At 63.4% G+C, this 14,740-nt stretch carries 15 protein-coding genes; 11 read left to right on the top strand and 4 right to left on the bottom strand.

The window, feature by feature from the left end; genetic code table 11:
• The first annotated feature begins 130 nt into the window (after window positions 1-130).
• The 9 genes from AC1DZ5_RS09605 to AC1DZ5_RS09565 all read left to right on the top strand — a co-directional run bounded on the left by AC1DZ5_RS09605 (window position 131) and on the right by AC1DZ5_RS09565 (window position 9,636).
• Window positions 131-589 carry a MarR family winged helix-turn-helix transcriptional regulator gene (locus AC1DZ5_RS09605; protein ID WP_477888453.1) on the top strand — a complete coding sequence of 153 codons (459 nt, stop codon included), beginning with the start codon at window positions 131-133 and terminating at the stop codon, window positions 587-589.
• Window positions 590-647: 58 nt separating this feature from the next.
• Window positions 648-1,076, top strand: coding sequence for an organic hydroperoxide resistance protein (locus tag AC1DZ5_RS09600; RefSeq protein ID WP_296467939.1), 429 nt, complete (start codon window positions 648-650; stop codon window positions 1,074-1,076).
• A gap of 88 nt (window positions 1,077-1,164) precedes the next feature.
• Window positions 1,165-2,277 (top strand): DUF2855 family protein, encoded by a 1,113-nt coding sequence (locus AC1DZ5_RS09595; protein ID WP_477888451.1) that lies wholly within the window; start codon window positions 1,165-1,167, stop codon window positions 2,275-2,277.
• An 84-nt stretch (window positions 2,278-2,361) separates the two neighbouring features.
• Entirely contained in the window at window positions 2,362-3,114 is a 753-nt protein-coding gene (locus tag AC1DZ5_RS09590) for a metallophosphoesterase family protein (protein ID WP_477888449.1), read from the top strand.
• Window positions 3,111-4,634 (top strand): serine/threonine protein kinase, encoded by a 1,524-nt coding sequence (locus AC1DZ5_RS09585; RefSeq protein ID WP_477888447.1) that lies wholly within the window; start codon window positions 3,111-3,113, stop codon window positions 4,632-4,634. The genes AC1DZ5_RS09590 and AC1DZ5_RS09585 overlap by 4 nt, the downstream gene beginning before the upstream one ends.
• 45 nt (window positions 4,635-4,679) lie before the next feature.
• Window positions 4,680-5,729 (top strand): serine/threonine protein kinase, encoded by a 1,050-nt coding sequence (locus tag AC1DZ5_RS09580; protein WP_477888445.1) that lies wholly within the window; start codon window positions 4,680-4,682, stop codon window positions 5,727-5,729.
• A 193-nt stretch (window positions 5,730-5,922) separates the two neighbouring features.
• The gene (locus tag AC1DZ5_RS09575; RefSeq protein WP_477888443.1) at window positions 5,923-6,435 is read left to right on the top strand and encodes a response regulator; all 513 of its coding nucleotides are present in this window, start codon (window positions 5,923-5,925) and stop codon (window positions 6,433-6,435) included.
• Between the two features lie 34 nt (window positions 6,436-6,469).
• Complete coding sequence (locus AC1DZ5_RS09570; RefSeq protein ID WP_477888441.1) at window positions 6,470-8,887, top strand: sensor histidine kinase; 2,418 nt, start codon at window positions 6,470-6,472, stop codon at window positions 8,885-8,887.
• A gap of 68 nt (window positions 8,888-8,955) precedes the next feature.
• Window positions 8,956-9,636 (top strand): phosphatase PAP2 family protein, encoded by a 681-nt coding sequence (locus AC1DZ5_RS09565; protein WP_477888439.1) that lies wholly within the window; start codon window positions 8,956-8,958, stop codon window positions 9,634-9,636.
• Here the strand turns inward: AC1DZ5_RS09565 and AC1DZ5_RS09560 are convergent.
• The 3 genes from AC1DZ5_RS09560 to AC1DZ5_RS09550 all read right to left on the bottom strand — a co-directional run bounded on the left by AC1DZ5_RS09560 (window position 9,617) and on the right by AC1DZ5_RS09550 (window position 12,870).
• Window positions 9,617-10,468 carry an NAD-dependent epimerase/dehydratase family protein gene (locus AC1DZ5_RS09560; RefSeq protein ID WP_477888437.1) on the bottom strand — a complete coding sequence of 284 codons (852 nt, stop codon included), beginning with the start codon at window positions 10,466-10,468 and terminating at the stop codon, window positions 9,617-9,619. The genes AC1DZ5_RS09565 and AC1DZ5_RS09560 overlap by 20 nt on opposite strands.
• Window positions 10,469-10,555: 87 nt before the next feature.
• Window positions 10,556-11,374 carry a phosphatase PAP2 family protein gene (locus AC1DZ5_RS09555; protein ID WP_477888435.1) on the bottom strand — a complete coding sequence of 273 codons (819 nt, stop codon included), beginning with the start codon at window positions 11,372-11,374 and terminating at the stop codon, window positions 10,556-10,558.
• Complete coding sequence (locus AC1DZ5_RS09550) at window positions 11,371-12,870, bottom strand: glycosyltransferase family 39 protein (RefSeq protein WP_477888433.1); 1,500 nt, start codon at window positions 12,868-12,870, stop codon at window positions 11,371-11,373. Before AC1DZ5_RS09550 ends, AC1DZ5_RS09555 begins: the two co-directional genes overlap by 4 nt.
• A 73-nt stretch (window positions 12,871-12,943) precedes the next feature.
• Here AC1DZ5_RS09550 and AC1DZ5_RS09545 point away from each other — a divergent pair, with 73 nt between their 5' ends.
• Both AC1DZ5_RS09545 and AC1DZ5_RS09540 read left to right on the top strand, forming a co-directional pair.
• A complete protein-coding gene (locus AC1DZ5_RS09545) occupies window positions 12,944-13,135 on the top strand; it encodes a 4-oxalocrotonate tautomerase (RefSeq protein ID WP_477888431.1) in 192 nt (63 codons plus the stop codon).
• Window positions 13,136-13,198: 63 nt separating this feature from the next.
• A complete protein-coding gene (locus tag AC1DZ5_RS09540; protein ID WP_477888429.1) occupies window positions 13,199-14,089 on the top strand; it encodes a class II glutamine amidotransferase in 891 nt (296 codons plus the stop codon).
• A gap of 30 nt (window positions 14,090-14,119) precedes the next feature.
• On the opposite strand, the gene AC1DZ5_RS09535 is transcribed toward AC1DZ5_RS09540, so the two are convergent.
• On the bottom strand, window positions 14,120-14,686 hold the full coding sequence (locus tag AC1DZ5_RS09535) for a PKD domain-containing protein (protein ID WP_477888427.1): 567 nt from the start codon (window positions 14,684-14,686) through the stop codon (window positions 14,120-14,122).
• Window positions 14,687-14,740 lie beyond the last annotated feature (54 nt).

The raw sequence follows: 14,740 nt of genomic DNA, 5'->3' as shown, positions 1-14,740 counted from the left end.
GCGTTGACGTTACCGCAGAGGCCGCGGCCCTGCCAAGTCCGGTTTACCCTTGCACGCTCGCTACACGGATGGAAACAATTTTCTACAATTTGTATTGCACACAATTAAATTGTTAGCTACAATTCAACCCATGACAAGCAGCCGCACCCAATCCGCTAACGACGCAGCCCTGCGGTTGGACAACCAGCTGTGTTTTGCGCTGTACTCCACCTCGTTGGCCATGACCAAGCTGTACAAGCCGCTGTTGGAAGCGCTGCAGCTGACCTACCCCCAGTACCTGGTGATGATGGTGCTGTGGGAGCAGGATGGTCTGAGTGTCTCGGCCTTGGGCGAGCGCCTCTATCTCGATTCCGGCACCCTCACCCCGCTGCTCAAGCGCATGGAGCAGGCCGCTTTGCTGAGCCGCGAGCGTAGCGCCACCGACGAGCGCCGCGTGGAAGTTTTTTTGACCCCCAAAGGCCGCAGCCTCAAAGTGCAGGCCGCCCGCATTCCAGCCTGCGTGCTGGCCGCAGCCGACTGCCCGCTGGATGAACTGATGAGCCTGACACAGCAGGTACAAGCCCTGCGCCAGCGCCTGACCACCGCATAGATCGCCCCCTATTACCCACCCCGCTGCAACACACGCAGCACTTTATGAAAGCAACGCCATGAGCAACAAGATCGAAAAAGTGATTTACCAAGCCCACGCCAAGTCCACTGGCGGCCGTGACGGCACCACCCGCACCTCCGATGGCTTGCTGGACCTGAAACTGGCCGTGCCCAAGGAAATGGGCGGCCCAGGCGGCGGCGTGAACCCCGAGCAACTGTTCGCCTCCGGTTACAGCGCTTGCTTCATCGGCGCGATGAAGTTTGTGGCCGGCACGCAAAAGATTGCCCTGCCCGCAGACACCTCCATCAACGCCACCGTGGGCATTGGCCAGATTCCCCAAGGTTTTGGCATTGAAGTGCAGTTGGAAGTCTCCATCCCCGGCATGGACAAGGCCGCAGCGCAAGCTTTGGTGGACAAGGCCCACCAGGTGTGCCCTTACTCGAACGCCACCCGCGGCAACATCGACGTGACCATCACCGTGGTCTAAATCGCAGCGTTGGCGGGGCCTTGCGCCCTGTCACATCGGAGGCCGGTCCCGCTTGGCGGGGCCGGCCTTTTGTTTTATGGTGCGGCGCATGCACACCACCGAACTCCGGGTTCGCAAGAACCAACTCCCCCAGACCCAGCTGCACAGCACGACGCTGGGGCCGTTGTCCACCGGGCAGGTCCGCCTGCGCATCGACCGCTTTGCGCTGACCTCCAACAACATCACCTATGCCGCCTTTGGCGACGCGATGCAGTACTGGCAGTTCTTCCCCGTCACCGAGGGCGAGGACGCAGCAGCCTGGGGACTTATCCCCGTGTGGGGCTTTGGCACCGTGGTGCAAAGCCAGCATGCAGAGGTGCCCGTGGGCGAACGCGTGTACGGCTACTTCCCCATGGCCAGCGCAGTGGATCTGACACCGGGCAAGGTCAACGCCGGCGGTTGGTCCGATGTGGCGCCGCACCGCGCCACGCTGCATGCGGTCTACAACCAGTACACCCGCTGCGCTACCGATCCGTTCTACACCGCTGGCACCGAGGACATCCAGGCCCTGCTGCGTCCGCTGTTCATCACCTCGTGGTTGATCGATGACTTTCTGCACGACAACGCCTGGTTTGGCGCCACCGACACCGGCCGCGCCGCCATCCTGCTGTCCAGCGCATCCAGCAAGACGGCCTACGGCACGGCCTTCCAGCTGGCGCAGCGTGAAGGCATTGAAGTGGTGGGGCTCACCTCCGAGCGCAACGTGGCGTTTTGCGAAAGCCTGGGCGTGTACCACCGCGTGTTGACCTACGCGCAGTTGAACCAGATCGCACCGGGGACGCCCTCCATCTATGTGGACTTTTCGGGCAACGCGGCCTTCCGCAAGGCGCTGCACACGCACTGCACGGCGTTGGTTTACAGCAGCTCCATCGGCGGCACCCACGTGGCCGAGCTGGGTGGTGGCAAAGACCTGCCGGGGCCGCGCCCCACGCTGTTCTTTGCGCCCGCACAGATCAAGAAACGCAGCCTGGAATGGGGCGGCGCAGAGCTGGGCCACCGCCTGCTGCAAGCGTGGCAGGCTTTTACCGCGCAGGTGGCCAACCCGGCCCAGCCCTGGCTGCAGGTACAGCACCACACGGGCGCGGAGGCGGTGCAGGCAGCCTACACCGCCATTCTGGCGGGCGAGGGCAATCCGCGCGGTGGGCACATTCTGTCGTTGTAGTGCACCACGGCGGCCCCGTCCTGCAAACTTGCCGTCAGGCGGGTGGCGCATGATGGCGTTTTGGCATTCCCCACCGGAGACTTGATGAGACTGGCGCTGCTGTCGGACATTCACGGCAATATCCAGGCGCTGGACGCCTGCCTGGCCCATGCCCGCGCACAGCAGGCGCAGCGCTTTGCCTTTTTGGGCGATATGGTGGGCTACGGCGCCAACCCCGCGCAGGTGGTGGAGCGCATCATGCTGCTCACCGAGGAGGGCGCCATCGTGCTCAAGGGCAACCACGACGAGATGGCCGTGAACCCACCCGCCATTGTGAAGACCGTGGGCGACAGCACTGCCGCCTGGACACACCATCAACTGACCGACGCGCAGCGGCAGTGGATCGATGCGCTACCGCTCACGCAGCACCTGGACACCGTGCTGCTGGTGCACGCCAGTGCCGATGCGCCCGAGCTGTGGCGCTATGTGTACGACCAGCGCGCAGCCACCGCCAGTCTGAACGCCGCCACCCAGTGGAGCGGCGTGCGCTATGTGTTTGGCGGCCACGTGCACCTGCAAACCCTGTACTACCGCGGCGCCACCGATGGGCTGATGATGTTCATCCCCCAGCCCGGCGTGACCGTGCCCGTGCCCAAGCACCGCGAGTGGTTGTCCACCGTGGGCTCGGTGGGCCAACCGCGCGACGGCAACCCGCAAGCCATGTACGCGTTGCTGGACACCGAGCGCGCCCAACTCACCTTTCACCGCGTGTCGTATGACCACGACGCAGCCGCCCAGGCCATCCGCCGCGCGGGTCTGCCCGAGTTCTTTGCCCACCGTCTGGAGGAAGGTCGATGAAGCTGCTGGAACCCGGCGCCGAGCTGGACGGATTCACCATCGAGGAGTGCATCCACTCCGGTGGCATGGCGCACATTTACCGCGTGGTCTATGCCGATGGCCGCCCCGGCCCGGGCTTTGCCATGGCCATGAAGGTGCCGCGCATGACCGCGGGCGACGGGGCCGAGAACATCGTCAGCTTCGAAGTGGAATGCCAGATCATGCAAACCCTGCACGGCAACACCACGCCGCGCTTTGTGGCCGCGGGCGACCTGCAGCGTGTGCCCTACCTGGTGATGGAGTACGTGCCGGGCTTTACCCTGCAGCACTGGCTGGACGGCCCGCAACCCGTGGCGCTGGCTACCATCCCGAAGCTGGGCGCAGCCATGGCCCGCGCGGCGCACGCGCTGCACCAGCAAAACACAGTCCACCTGGACCTGAAGCCTGCCAACGTGCTGATCCGCGAGGACGGCAGCGCCGTGCTGCTGGACTTTGGCCTATCGTGCCACGCGCACTACCCCGACCTGCTGGCAGAGCAGCTGCGCAAAGCCGTGGGCTCGCCCGCGTGGATCGCGCCCGAGCAGGTGGTGGGCGTGCGGGGTGACCCGCGCAGCGATGTGTTTGCCATCGGCGTGATGCTGTACCAGTTGTGCACCGGTGGGCTTCCATTTGGTGAACCGCAAACCGCGGCCGGCCTACGCCAGCGCCTGTGGATGGACCCCACACCGCCGCGCAAGCTGCGCCCAGACCTGCCGGCCTGGTTGCAGGAGGTGGTGCTGCGCTGCCTGGAACCCGAGGCGGCCAAGCGCTACCCCTCGGCCGCGCACCTGGCCTTTGACCTGAGCCACCCCACGCAGGTGAACATCACGCAGCGCGGCACCAACACCGTGGGCACGCCGTTTCGTACCCACTTCAAGCGCTGGCTCAAGGCCGCGGGCATGCACTACCAGCCCAGCCCCGTGCCATCCCGCCAGGTGCAGGAGGTGCCTATCGTCATGGTGGCCGTGCCGCACAAGGATGTGACCGACGCCACGCTCTACAGCCTGCGCGAGGCCGTGGCCCGCGCACTGGGCACCCGGCCCGGCGCACGGCTGGCCTGCGTCACGGTCATCAGCAGCAGCCAGACCAGCACCACCGATGACGACCAGAGCGAAACCAATGTGCACCGGCGCCACCTCACCGCGCTGCGCCAATGGGCCCAGCCGCTGGACCATCCGGGCCACCAGACCTCCTGCCACGTGCTGGAGAGCGGCGACGTGGCCCAGGCTCTGCTGGACTACGCGCGAGGCAACAGCGTCAGCGTCATCGTCATGGGTGCCGCCACCCACGGCCTGAAGACCCAGCGCTTTGTCGCCACCGTGCCCATCAAGGTCGCCATGGATGCGCCCTGCACCATCATCCTGGTCAAGCAGAGCCTGCCATTCGAACAGTTGGGTGATGTGCCCCACAAAGCAACGGCGCCCGTCGGTGGCTACTCGGATTCGGACGCCGACAGCGCTGTGCCCAAACTGTATGGCGACGACCTGGGGCCGCTGGGCTAAGCCACCTGCGCGCGCAAGGACAAGCCCGCAGACGACAATCGGGGCATGCACAGCACCACGGGCAGCGCCCCTCACCCCTTTGAACCCCTGACCCCCGACCTGGTGCTGGACGCACTGGAAAGCGTGGGCCTGCGCGGCGATGGCCGCCTCACCGCCCTGTCGTCGTATGAGAACCGCGTCTACCAAGTGCAGCTAGAGGACGGTGCGCCGGTGGTGGCCAAGTTCTACCGGCCAGAACGCTGGACGGATGCGCAGATCCAGGAAGAACACGACTTTGCGGCCGAACTGATGGCCGACGAAATTCCCGCCGTGGGACCCATGGTGTTGAACGGACAGACCTTGCACCACTTTGGCGGCTTCTCTTTCAGCGTCAGCCCACGCCGCGGCGGCCGCCCGCCCGAGTTGGACGATGGCGAGGTGCTGGAGTGGATTGGCCGCTTTCTAGCGCGCATCCACGCCGTGGGTGCCAAGCGCCCCTTTGTGCACCGCCCGGCGCTGGACGTGCAAACCTTTGCTATCGAGCCCATGGAATGGCTGCTGGCCAACAACATGGTGCCCTTGGACGTGCAAAGCACCTGGACTCAACGCTGCCAAAATGCTATTGATTTGATAGCTGCTCGCGCAGATATGGCGGGGGCTACAGGCCAAAATAAGTCTAATAGCAGCGGCATACGTCAGCTGCGCCTGCATGGCGACTGCCACCCGGGCAACATCCTCTGGACGCCCACTGACGTGGCCGCCACTGCCGGCCCCGGCCCACACTTTGTGGACCTGGACGACGCGCGCACCGGCCCCGCCGTGCAAGACCTATGGATGCTGCTCAGTGGCGACCGCCAGCAGCGCACACGCCAGTTGGGCATGCTGGTGGACGGCTACGAGCAGTTTCGCGAATTCGACCGTGCCGAGCTGGCGCTGATTGAGCCGCTGCGCACGCTGCGCCTGATCCACTACAGCGCCTGGCTGGCCCGCCGCTGGAGCGACCCGACGTTTCCCGCCAACTTCCCGTGGTTTGGCAGCAGCGACTACTGGAAGGGCCAGATCCTGATGCTGGAAGACCAGCTGGAAGCCATGCAGGAAGACCCGCTGCGCGTATAGCCCGCCCCTCCCCGCGCTGATGCATACACTCGATTTTGGGTAAATTCACTTCCTGTGTAATAGTAGCAACCATGGTTCGAAGCGCAGCAAAGAAACTGCGTATTTCATGGGCTGCAAACTCCGAAATTCGGAGACAGAATCGCGTTCCGTCCAAGTGCTAACGATGGCGGAAACGTGAAACGAGGGAGGCGCGATGAAGGCAGAAATTATTCTGTGCGTGGATGATGACCGTACCGTGCTCACTGCCCTGCGCGACTTGCTAAGTCGTGCGTTGGGCAAGAGCGTACAGATCGAGATTGTCTGCAGCGGTATTGAGGCACTTGAGTTTCAGCAAGAAGTGCGCAGCAACGGAGAGGAAATAGCCCTTGTCATTTCCGACTACATCATGCCGCGCATGAATGGAGACGAACTGCTGGTGCAATTGCATAAACTCACACCACGCACTGTCAAGGTCATGCTGACCGGTCAAAGCGACATGGCGGGCGTAAAACGCGCAATCAATGAGGCTGCCTTGTACCGTTTTCTGGAGAAGCCTTTCAACAACGCTGATTTGGTGCTCACAGCGCGGTCCGCTTTGGACGCCTACGCCCAAACGCTTGCCATGCAGGCCCAAAAACTGGAGTTGCAACAAGTCAAAGCGCACTTGCAAAGCCTACTGGCCGAATTCGGGGGCAACCTTGCACAGCCCTTGAGAGATACGCAATAAGCGCTCTGCTTTGCCTGTTTTGTATTCCATTCACTTGAAACACCTCTTGTGCGTATGGGAAAGGATGCTGCGCGTGATGGCGGCGCTACTATTTTGTCTGTTGCAGCCAGCCTGGGCTGCGCAGCCGCCCGCCGAGTTATCAGAGCCCGTCGATGTACATGCCTTGGCTACCCATGGCGTGAAACTGCACTGGTCCGTTCTGGAGGACCCGCAGCGGACCATGACGCTGCAGGACGTGCGCCAGGCTGATGCTGCGAAGCGCTTTAGCCCAGCCTCCGAGGAGGATCTGAGCTTGGGCTACACACGCTCTGCCTACTGGCTAAAAGTCGAACTACAAAACAAGGGCCCCTCCGCCACCCGATTGCTGGAGATCGCCAACAGCGGCTTGGCATATCTGGACTTGTGGAGCCCCAATGCGGACGAAAACTATCAGGTCCAGCGCACGGGCAACCTGCTCCCGCTTGCCACACGCCCCTATGCCCATCGGTACTTTGTGTTTCCTCTGCAGGTAGCCAGCGGCAGTGTGCAACCCATCTACCTGCGTCTGGAATCGATTGGCCCTTTGCAGGCCCCCTCTCGTTTATGGACTCCTGAGGCATTTCATGCCAATGAGCGCACGGACTACGCTACACAGGCAGGCTACTTTGGCATGGTATTCGCCATAGCGGCGTTCAATCTGCTTTTGTTCATCGCACTGCGCGACCGAAGTTTCCTGCTGTATGTGAACTTTGTACTCTGCACAGCTTTCACGATAGCGTCGCAAAACGGGCTGTTGCGTGCTTTACTGGACATTGAGTCGCCTCTGTGGTGGGCCATTTCTACCAACGTGGGCTATTGCCTGTCTTTGGCCGCGCTGCTGATGTTTATGCGCACCATGCTGGTGACACGTCGCCTCGCGCCCCGCACGAACCGAGTCATTGGTGTGCTAACCCTTGTTCAGTTGTCGCTGCCTGCGGCATTTGTATGGGACTTGTCGCGTTCGATTCAGCTAGCGGCCTTGAACTACTTGTGCACCGCCGTTTTTATTCTCGCTGTGGGGCTGTACGCCGTCTACAAGCGACAGCGCAGCGGCATGTTTTTTGTGGCCGCTTTTTCGATGCTGTGCCTGGGAGGCGTGGTAACCGTACTCCGGGCTATGGGGTGGCTACCCACCCATTTCTTCACCATCAATGCTATTCAACTGGGTTCATGCCTTGAAATGCTATTACTGGCATTTGCCTTGGCCGACCGCTACAACGTGGGCCTTCGCGAGAAAGCGCAGGCGCAGCAAATGGCCATTGATGCAGAGCAACGCCTGGTCAGCACCCTCAAAGCATCGGAAAAGTTGCTGGAAGACCGCGTAACTCAGCGCACCGTGGCGCTGAGCGAAAGCAACACCGAGCTCTCACGCCTTAACAGCGACTTGAACCTCGCCTATGCGGCGGCGGCGGCGGCACATACCAAAACCGCCCACGCACTGGAGACTTTGCGAGCGACCCAGTCCCAGTTGGTGCAATCGGAAAAAATGGCCGCATTAGGCCAGCTTGTTGCCGGAGTGGCGCACGAAATCAATACACCAATAGGCGCCATTCAAGCCAGTGGAAAAAACATCGCCGATGCGCTCACGCACACATTGAACAATGTGCCGCATCTACTGCAAACCCTGGACACGGCTACGCAGGCGCTGGTGCTGCGTTTGGTGACTGCCGCCGCAGCTCACCCCCCCGTGGTACAAAGCACCCGCGAGGAGCGCGAACACGCCCGCTCTCTGGCAAAACGACTGGAGCAAGCCAACATTGCAGAGGCGCGGTACAAGGCAGACATCTTGGCGCAACTGCACTGCGATGCAGACTTGACCGACTACCTCCCTTTGCTCACCCATGCGCAAAGCGAATGCATCCTCGATTGCGTCCACAGCGTGGCCAGCATCCTGAACAGCGCAAGCAACATCAATGTGGCAGTAGGCCATGTCTCCAAAATCGTATTTGCGCTCAAATCGTTCTCCCGCATCGACAACCGCGCGGAGAAGCGCCCAGCGCAATTGCAAGACGGACTGGAGACCGTACTCACTTTGTACCAATCGCAGCTCAAACCAGGAGTGGAGCTGGTACGGCTTTTTGCCCCCATGGAACCCTTGTTGTGTTGTCCCGACGAGCTCAACCAGGTATGGATCAATCTTGTGCACAATGCACTGCAGGCCATGCACTACGAAGGGACCTTGACAATTGAAGTGGGGATGGAGGACGGTGCTGCCAGGGTAGTCGTGAGCGATACGGGCTGCGGCATCGCCAACGAGCATTTGGACAAGATTTTCAACCCCTTCTTCACCACCAAACCTGCAGGCGAGGGCAGCGGCCTCGGGTTGGATATTGTTCAGAAAATTGTCACCAAGCACGGTGGTCGGGTGCAAGTGCAAAGCGAAGTAGGCCGGGGCTCGACCTTCGCGGTCTACCTCCCTTATCTGAGCGCCTAGCCCCAAGGCCCTGCGCCCGCTCGGCCAGGGCTACACTGGCGCCACTTTTTTGCACTGCAACATTTCCCATGCCCGACGCACATTTGCCACCCGCACACGCCTGGTGGATCCTGACCCACCTGGGCGCCTCCAGCCTGCTGTTGCCGGCCCTACTGCTGGTAGTGGGCGGCCTGTGGGAGTCTGGCGCACGCGATGCGGCCAAGCGCTACCTGCTGCGGCTGGTCATCGCGGTGGGCATCACCGTGGTGAGCAAGTGCCTGTTTTTTGGCTGGGGCATTGGCATTGCGGCGCTGGACTTCACGGGCGTCAGCGGCCACACGCTCTTGGCCACCAGCATTCTGCCAGTGCTGCTGCGCGGCATTCCCTGGCCCGCGCTGCAGGCGCGTGGCGGTGGTGCGGCACTGGGCTGGCTGCTGGCGCTGGCGGTGGGAGTGTCGCGCTTGGCCGTCAACGCGCACAGTCTGAGCGAGGTGGTAGCCGGGTGGGTTCTGGGTGCTGCGGTCAGCTGGCCCACGGTGCGCCAGCTCGCGCCACTGGCCTTGTCGCACTGGGCTAGCAAGCTGGCACCGCTGGTGTTGCTGCTGGCGCTGAACACGTCCACCGCCACCTACCTGCCCACGCACGACATTGAGGTGCGCCTGGCCCTGCTGGTCTCCGGCCAGGGCAAGCCGTTTGCCCGCCACCAGTTGCACGCGGGCCCCAAGCCGGCGGCCAGTGCGACCAATCCAATCAGCCCAGCACGTCCTTGACGCCGTACTGCGGCGCGTAGCCCAGCAGGCGCGCCGCCTTGGCGTGCGAGATCAGCGGGTCCGTGCCAGCAAAGCCTGGCGCGAACTCAGTCACCTCGGGCCAAAACTCGGCCAGCAACGCGCGGCCGTCTTGGCCGGTCCAGTTGTGCGGACCGGTGATGAAGAAGGCCTCGTGCTTGTTCTCCAACTCCACTTCCAGCGCCAGGCGGTGGGCCGTGGCCACATCGCGCGCGTCCACAAAGGTCCAGAGGTTTTTGTACCAGTTGGCGTACTCGGCCACCAGCGAGCGATAGAAGGGGCGCTGCGCATCGTCGGGCAGCCAGACCCAGGGCATGCGCAGGCACACGGTGCGCATGCCATAGCGCTCGGTGTAGGTCTTGCAGATCTGCTCGCTCACCACCTTGCTCAAGCCATAGGGGTCCTGTGGGCGTGCGGCATGGGCTTCGTCCACGGGGATGTAGAGCGGCGCCAGCCGGTGCGTGGCAAACGCAAAACCCATGGTCGATTCGCTGGAGGTAAACACCACCTTGCCAATGCCATGCTGCGCCGCCGCCTCCAGCACATTGAAGGTGCCGTTCACGTTCACATCGAACACGCGTTTGGCCGGATCGTTCAGCGGGTGTGGAATCCCCGCCACGTGCATGACGGCGTCGTAGCCCGCCATGGCCTGCAGCACCGCATCTAGCTGCAGCACATCCACCGCGTGGTGCACCACGTCGTTGCGCGCTGGGGCAGCGAGATCCAGCACACCGACCTGGTAGCCGTGCTGCACCAGGTCGTCCACCACATATTTGCCGACGGCACCGGTGCCGCCTGTGACGAGAATTTTCATAAAGGGAATGGTAGTGGTTGTGAGCATCTGGCTCAAGTCACTATCAAAACAGGAGCTGCTCGCGCAATATCGACGGGGGCTAGAGCCCTATTTCGCCTTGAAACTCTGGCGTGCAAAGGCCACCAGGCTCAGCACCGCCACGGCCGCCAGCGCCCATTGGGCGGGCTGGTTCTCCGCAAAGTCCAGTTCCTCGGTCAGCAGGTGGAAGACCGCCAACGCCACCAGTGCGGCCACCAGGCGCAGGCTCCAGGCTTGGGGCTCCCAGTGGCGCGGGCTCAGCCGTATCCACAGCTGGTGGCCCAGCAAACCCGAAAGCAGGCCCAGGCTGGCGCCCACGGCCACATCGCCCGGCCAGTGCGCACCCACCGCAATGCGCGACAGGCCGGTGCCCGCCGCCAACAACCACAGCCAGGCATGGCGGCGGCGCTGCGTGGGCGTGAGTGCGAAGAAGATGCCCGCCGCCACCGCAAACGCGGTCAGCGTGTGGCCCGAAGGCATGGAGACGTTGTGCAGCAGCTCGCCCACCACGCGCATCTGGCTGTTGTCCACCACGGCGGCGGGGCGCGGGCTTTCAATGAAGAACTTGCCCGTGCGCGCAAACAGAATGGCAAAGGGGGCTGCGCACAGCCAGGCCCACATCAGGCGCGGCGCCAGCACCAGCAGCGGTGCCGTCACGCCCAGAATGCCCCAGCCATTGCCCAGCAGCGACAAGCCCGTCCACACCGGCGCAGCCACCGGTGCACACCACTGGTTGATGGCGATGAACAGGGCGGGCTCCCACACCTGCAGCCACAGCGGCGCACCCACCACGAACAGTACCAGCGGCAGCCACCACACCCAGCGGGCAATCGGGCTGCTAAGGGCGTGGGGCAGAGTGGGCGGGGCAAACATGGTTGGTGGTTTCAAGGCGTGGGCGCGAGTGTAAGGCGCGGCTGCGGCGCACCGGACCAGCCGCGGCAGTCGTAAAAGCGGAAGCTGGCCAGCGGCATGCCCCAGTGGCGGGTTTGCAGCGTGTCCAGCAGCGTGCAGCTGGCAAAACCATGGGGCGCCATGGGCACCTCGTAGGCCATGTAGGACCAATCCACCAGCAGCGTGTTGCCGCCCACAGGCAGGTCACCGGCCCACAAGCGGAATTGCGAATCGCCGCTGTCCAGTACATGCACCGCCAGGGGCCGGGCGTACCAACCCAGGCGGCTGGCCAGCGTCCAGTTTTGCACGGCCACGCTGTCCAGTTGTTGTTGCGAGGCCAGGGCCTGCGCGCCCGCGCCCGCGGCCTGCCAGCCATGCAGGTCGGCAAACGGATTGGGCCGCGGCGCCACGGTCGCGGCGCTGCCCGCTACCAGCGGCCAGCCCGCACTGAGCATGAGTCCCAGCAGCGCCACACAGGCCAGCGCCTGCGTGGCGGCCAGCGCACACACCGCCCAACGGCGGCCCGCTTGCCACCACATGGCCACCCCCCAACCCGCAAACGGCGCCAACGCCACCCACGCAGGTGCAGTCCAGTGCGGCAGGCTGGAGCCGCCGCCCGAGAGGTAGGTAAAGAGCGCAAACGGCAGCGCGAAAAACAGCAGCAGCCACGCCACCGGGCGCGAACTACGCCGCCAGCCAACCCAACCCAACAGCAACAGCGGCCCATAGGCCAGCAGCTGCGTCAGCAAAAAACGCAGCACGTGCTGCGCCTGCCAGACGCTGCCTTTGCCATGCGCCGCTTGGTAGGTGAAAGAGATCCAGCCGTTCTGCGCGTTCCACACGGCCACGGGCATCACCATGAACACGGCCAGCACGAGCGCCCCCCATAGCCAGGTTTTGCGCAACACGGCCAGGCCATGCGCAGCCAGCAGGCAGCCGCCCACCGCCACCGCGGTAAACACTGCGGTGTATTTGGACAAGCCCGCCAGCCCCAGCAGCGCGCCCAGCACCAGCCAGGTGCCGGGGGTACCGGCCGTGGACGACTGCAGCAGGGTCCAGGTTTGCCACATCAACGCTACCGTCAGCGCCATGAGCAAGGTGTCGGGCAAGAGGCCAATGCCCAGCACATGCAGCAGCGGCGCCAACGCTAGCACCCACACGGCGGCCAGTGCGGCCTGCGGAGCCAACGGCTGGGGCGCAAAGACGCGCAGGGTCAGGCGGTACACGCCCCACACCGTGGCCAGCCACAGCAGGCCCGGGATCAGCCGCAATACGGCCACCGGTACGCCCACGGCCACCAGCGGCCATTGCAACCAGCCCACCAGGGGTGGGTGGTCAAAATAGCTGAGGGCTGGGTGGGCGGCGTACAGCAGGTAGTGCGCCTCGTCCACCGAGAGGCCCAGGGCTGCACCCAGCAGGGCGTGCAGGGCAAACACAGCCCACAGCACATGGCCTGCACGGGCACCGGCGTGGGGCGGGAACAATAATTGCAAGGGGAAGTCAGAGGAAAATGGAAACCCCCGCAGTCTAATCTGCCCCTTCCATTCCCCCACCCCAAGGACCGTCATGCCCACCTACCATGTTGAACTGCTAGAAGGCCGCACCCAAGAGCAAAAGAAAAAGCTCGTGGACGAAGTAACCCGTGTGACCGTCGAAACCCTGGGCTGCTCGCCCGAGGCGGTGGACATCATCTTTGTGGACGTCAAGCGCGACAACTGGGCCACGGGCGGCAAGTTCTGGAGCGAGCCGCGCGCATAAGCTCTGACGGATTTCGCATAACGCTTTTCGCCTCCAACCACAACCCCGGAGTAAACTGTTTCTATGTGCCAACTGCTTGGGATGAACAGCCATTTGCCGGCCAGCCTGACGCTGAGCTTCACCGGCTTTTCGCAGCGCGGCGGCTGCACCGACCACCATGCAGACGGCTGGGGCATTGCCTTCTTCGAGAGCGAAGGCGACCTGCCCGGCAAGGCGGCCCGGCATTTTGTGGACAAGGAAAGTGCATCTACCTCGCCGATCGCGAAGATGCTCAAGTCCTACCCCATCAAGAGCCACAACGTGGTGGCGCATGTGCGCAAGGCCACGGTGGGTGCGGTCACGCTGGAAAACTGCCACCCCTTCACACGCGAACTCTGGGGCCGCTACTGGGTGTTTGCACACAACGGTGACCTCAAGGAATTCAACCCGCCGCTGCACGGCAGCTTCAAACCCGTAGGCACCACTGACAGCGAACTGGCGTTTTGCTGGCTGCTGCAGGAGCTGAACAAATCCCACGCCTCGGTGCCCTCGGTCGAAGAGCTGACCCACACCCTGGCCGAGCTGGTACCCAAAATTGCCCGCCATGGCACCTTCAACTTCCTGCTGAGCAACGGCCAGGCCCTGTGGGCCCATGCGAGCACCAAACTTTGCTACGTGGTGCGCCAACACCCCTTCAGCCACGTGCAACTCAAGGACGAAGATGTGACGGTGGATTTGTCCGAGCTCAACGGCCCGGAGGACCGGCTGGTCATCGTGGTGACAGAGCCGCTGACCACCAACGAGGCCTGGGTGGCCATGGAGGCTGGCGAACTGCACGCCTTTGTGGACGGCCAGCCCCTCACACGTACGGTATGCAAAGCCACGCTGATTGCGGCCGCCGCCGCCGCTGCGGCCCAGCGGGAAGCAGAAGAGGCTGCCAAAGCCGCAGCCCTGGCAGCCCCTGCTGCGGTTTAGATTGTCAGCGGGCCCTTGGCCCGCCAGCCCTTAGGGCTTGCAGCCGTACTGGCCTTTCTTGGCATTCTCAAAGTAGCTCAGATCGCCTTTGCACACCGGCTTTTCAGCAGGCAGGGCAGTTCCAGCCTTGGCCGCGCAGGTGAAGGACCCGGTCTTGGCATTGAGCTTGCCGGAGAGCTTCCAGCCCTTGGCGCAAACGTCCGCGGGCTTCAAAGGCATGGGTTTGGCAGGGGTGGCAGCGCCTGTCACAGTAATGTCGACCGCCCTCTCCGGACCACCGCAGTTGGGGTGGTTTTGCACGTTCTTGCCACCCAGGGTCACGTGGTAGGCACCGGCCTTCGCGTAGGTATGGGTCAGTACCAATGGTGTGGCGTTGCTCACATCGCTCACACCGTCCTTGAATGTGCTGTCACCGAAACCCACCACGAAGCCGCAGTAGTTGGCACTTCCAACATCAATGGTGGCGCTCACCGTAACGGGCTCCCCCACTTTGGCAGCAGTAGGCGTTGCGGTAATGGCGCCCAGCACCTGCGCATGGGCGCTCAGGGCAAAACACGAGATGGCGGCCAGTGCGGCACAAACGGTAGACATACGCATGATGGGCTCCTTGAAAAATGATGTCGAAGGCTACCACGAAGACTTGCGGCCGTC

It is taken from the genome of Rhodoferax sp. P1_F3, assembly GCF_056405715.1.
The sequence above is the reverse complement of the archived record's forward strand: the minus strand, read 5'-3'. Positions and strand labels throughout refer to the sequence as shown.

What these genes read in the sequence shown, in the direction of transcription:
- AC1DZ5_RS09575 (WP_477888443.1), top strand. Translation starts at nt 5,923, where the DNA reads ATGAAGGCAGAAATTATTCTGTGCGTGGATGATGACCGTACCGTGCTC.
- AC1DZ5_RS09535 (WP_477888427.1), bottom strand. Translation starts at nt 14,686, where the DNA reads ATGCGTATGTCTACCGTTTGTGCCGCACTGGCCGCCATCTCGTGTTTT.
- AC1DZ5_RS09605 (WP_477888453.1), top strand. Translation starts at nt 131, where the DNA reads ATGACAAGCAGCCGCACCCAATCCGCTAACGACGCAGCCCTGCGGTTG.
- AC1DZ5_RS09585 (WP_477888447.1), top strand. Translation starts at nt 3,111, where the DNA reads ATGAAGCTGCTGGAACCCGGCGCCGAGCTGGACGGATTCACCATCGAG.
- AC1DZ5_RS09590 (WP_477888449.1), top strand. Translation starts at nt 2,362, where the DNA reads ATGAGACTGGCGCTGCTGTCGGACATTCACGGCAATATCCAGGCGCTG.
- AC1DZ5_RS09565 (WP_477888439.1), top strand. Translation starts at nt 8,956, where the DNA reads ATGCCCGACGCACATTTGCCACCCGCACACGCCTGGTGGATCCTGACC.
- AC1DZ5_RS09540 (WP_477888429.1), top strand. Translation starts at nt 13,199, where the DNA reads ATGTGCCAACTGCTTGGGATGAACAGCCATTTGCCGGCCAGCCTGACG.
- AC1DZ5_RS09545 (WP_477888431.1), top strand. Translation starts at nt 12,944, where the DNA reads ATGCCCACCTACCATGTTGAACTGCTAGAAGGCCGCACCCAAGAGCAA.
- AC1DZ5_RS09580 (WP_477888445.1), top strand. Translation starts at nt 4,680, where the DNA reads ATGCACAGCACCACGGGCAGCGCCCCTCACCCCTTTGAACCCCTGACC.
- AC1DZ5_RS09600 (WP_296467939.1), top strand. Translation starts at nt 648, where the DNA reads ATGAGCAACAAGATCGAAAAAGTGATTTACCAAGCCCACGCCAAGTCC.
- AC1DZ5_RS09560 (WP_477888437.1), bottom strand. Translation starts at nt 10,468, where the DNA reads ATGAAAATTCTCGTCACAGGCGGCACCGGTGCCGTCGGCAAATATGTG.
- AC1DZ5_RS09595 (WP_477888451.1), top strand. Translation starts at nt 1,165, where the DNA reads ATGCACACCACCGAACTCCGGGTTCGCAAGAACCAACTCCCCCAGACC.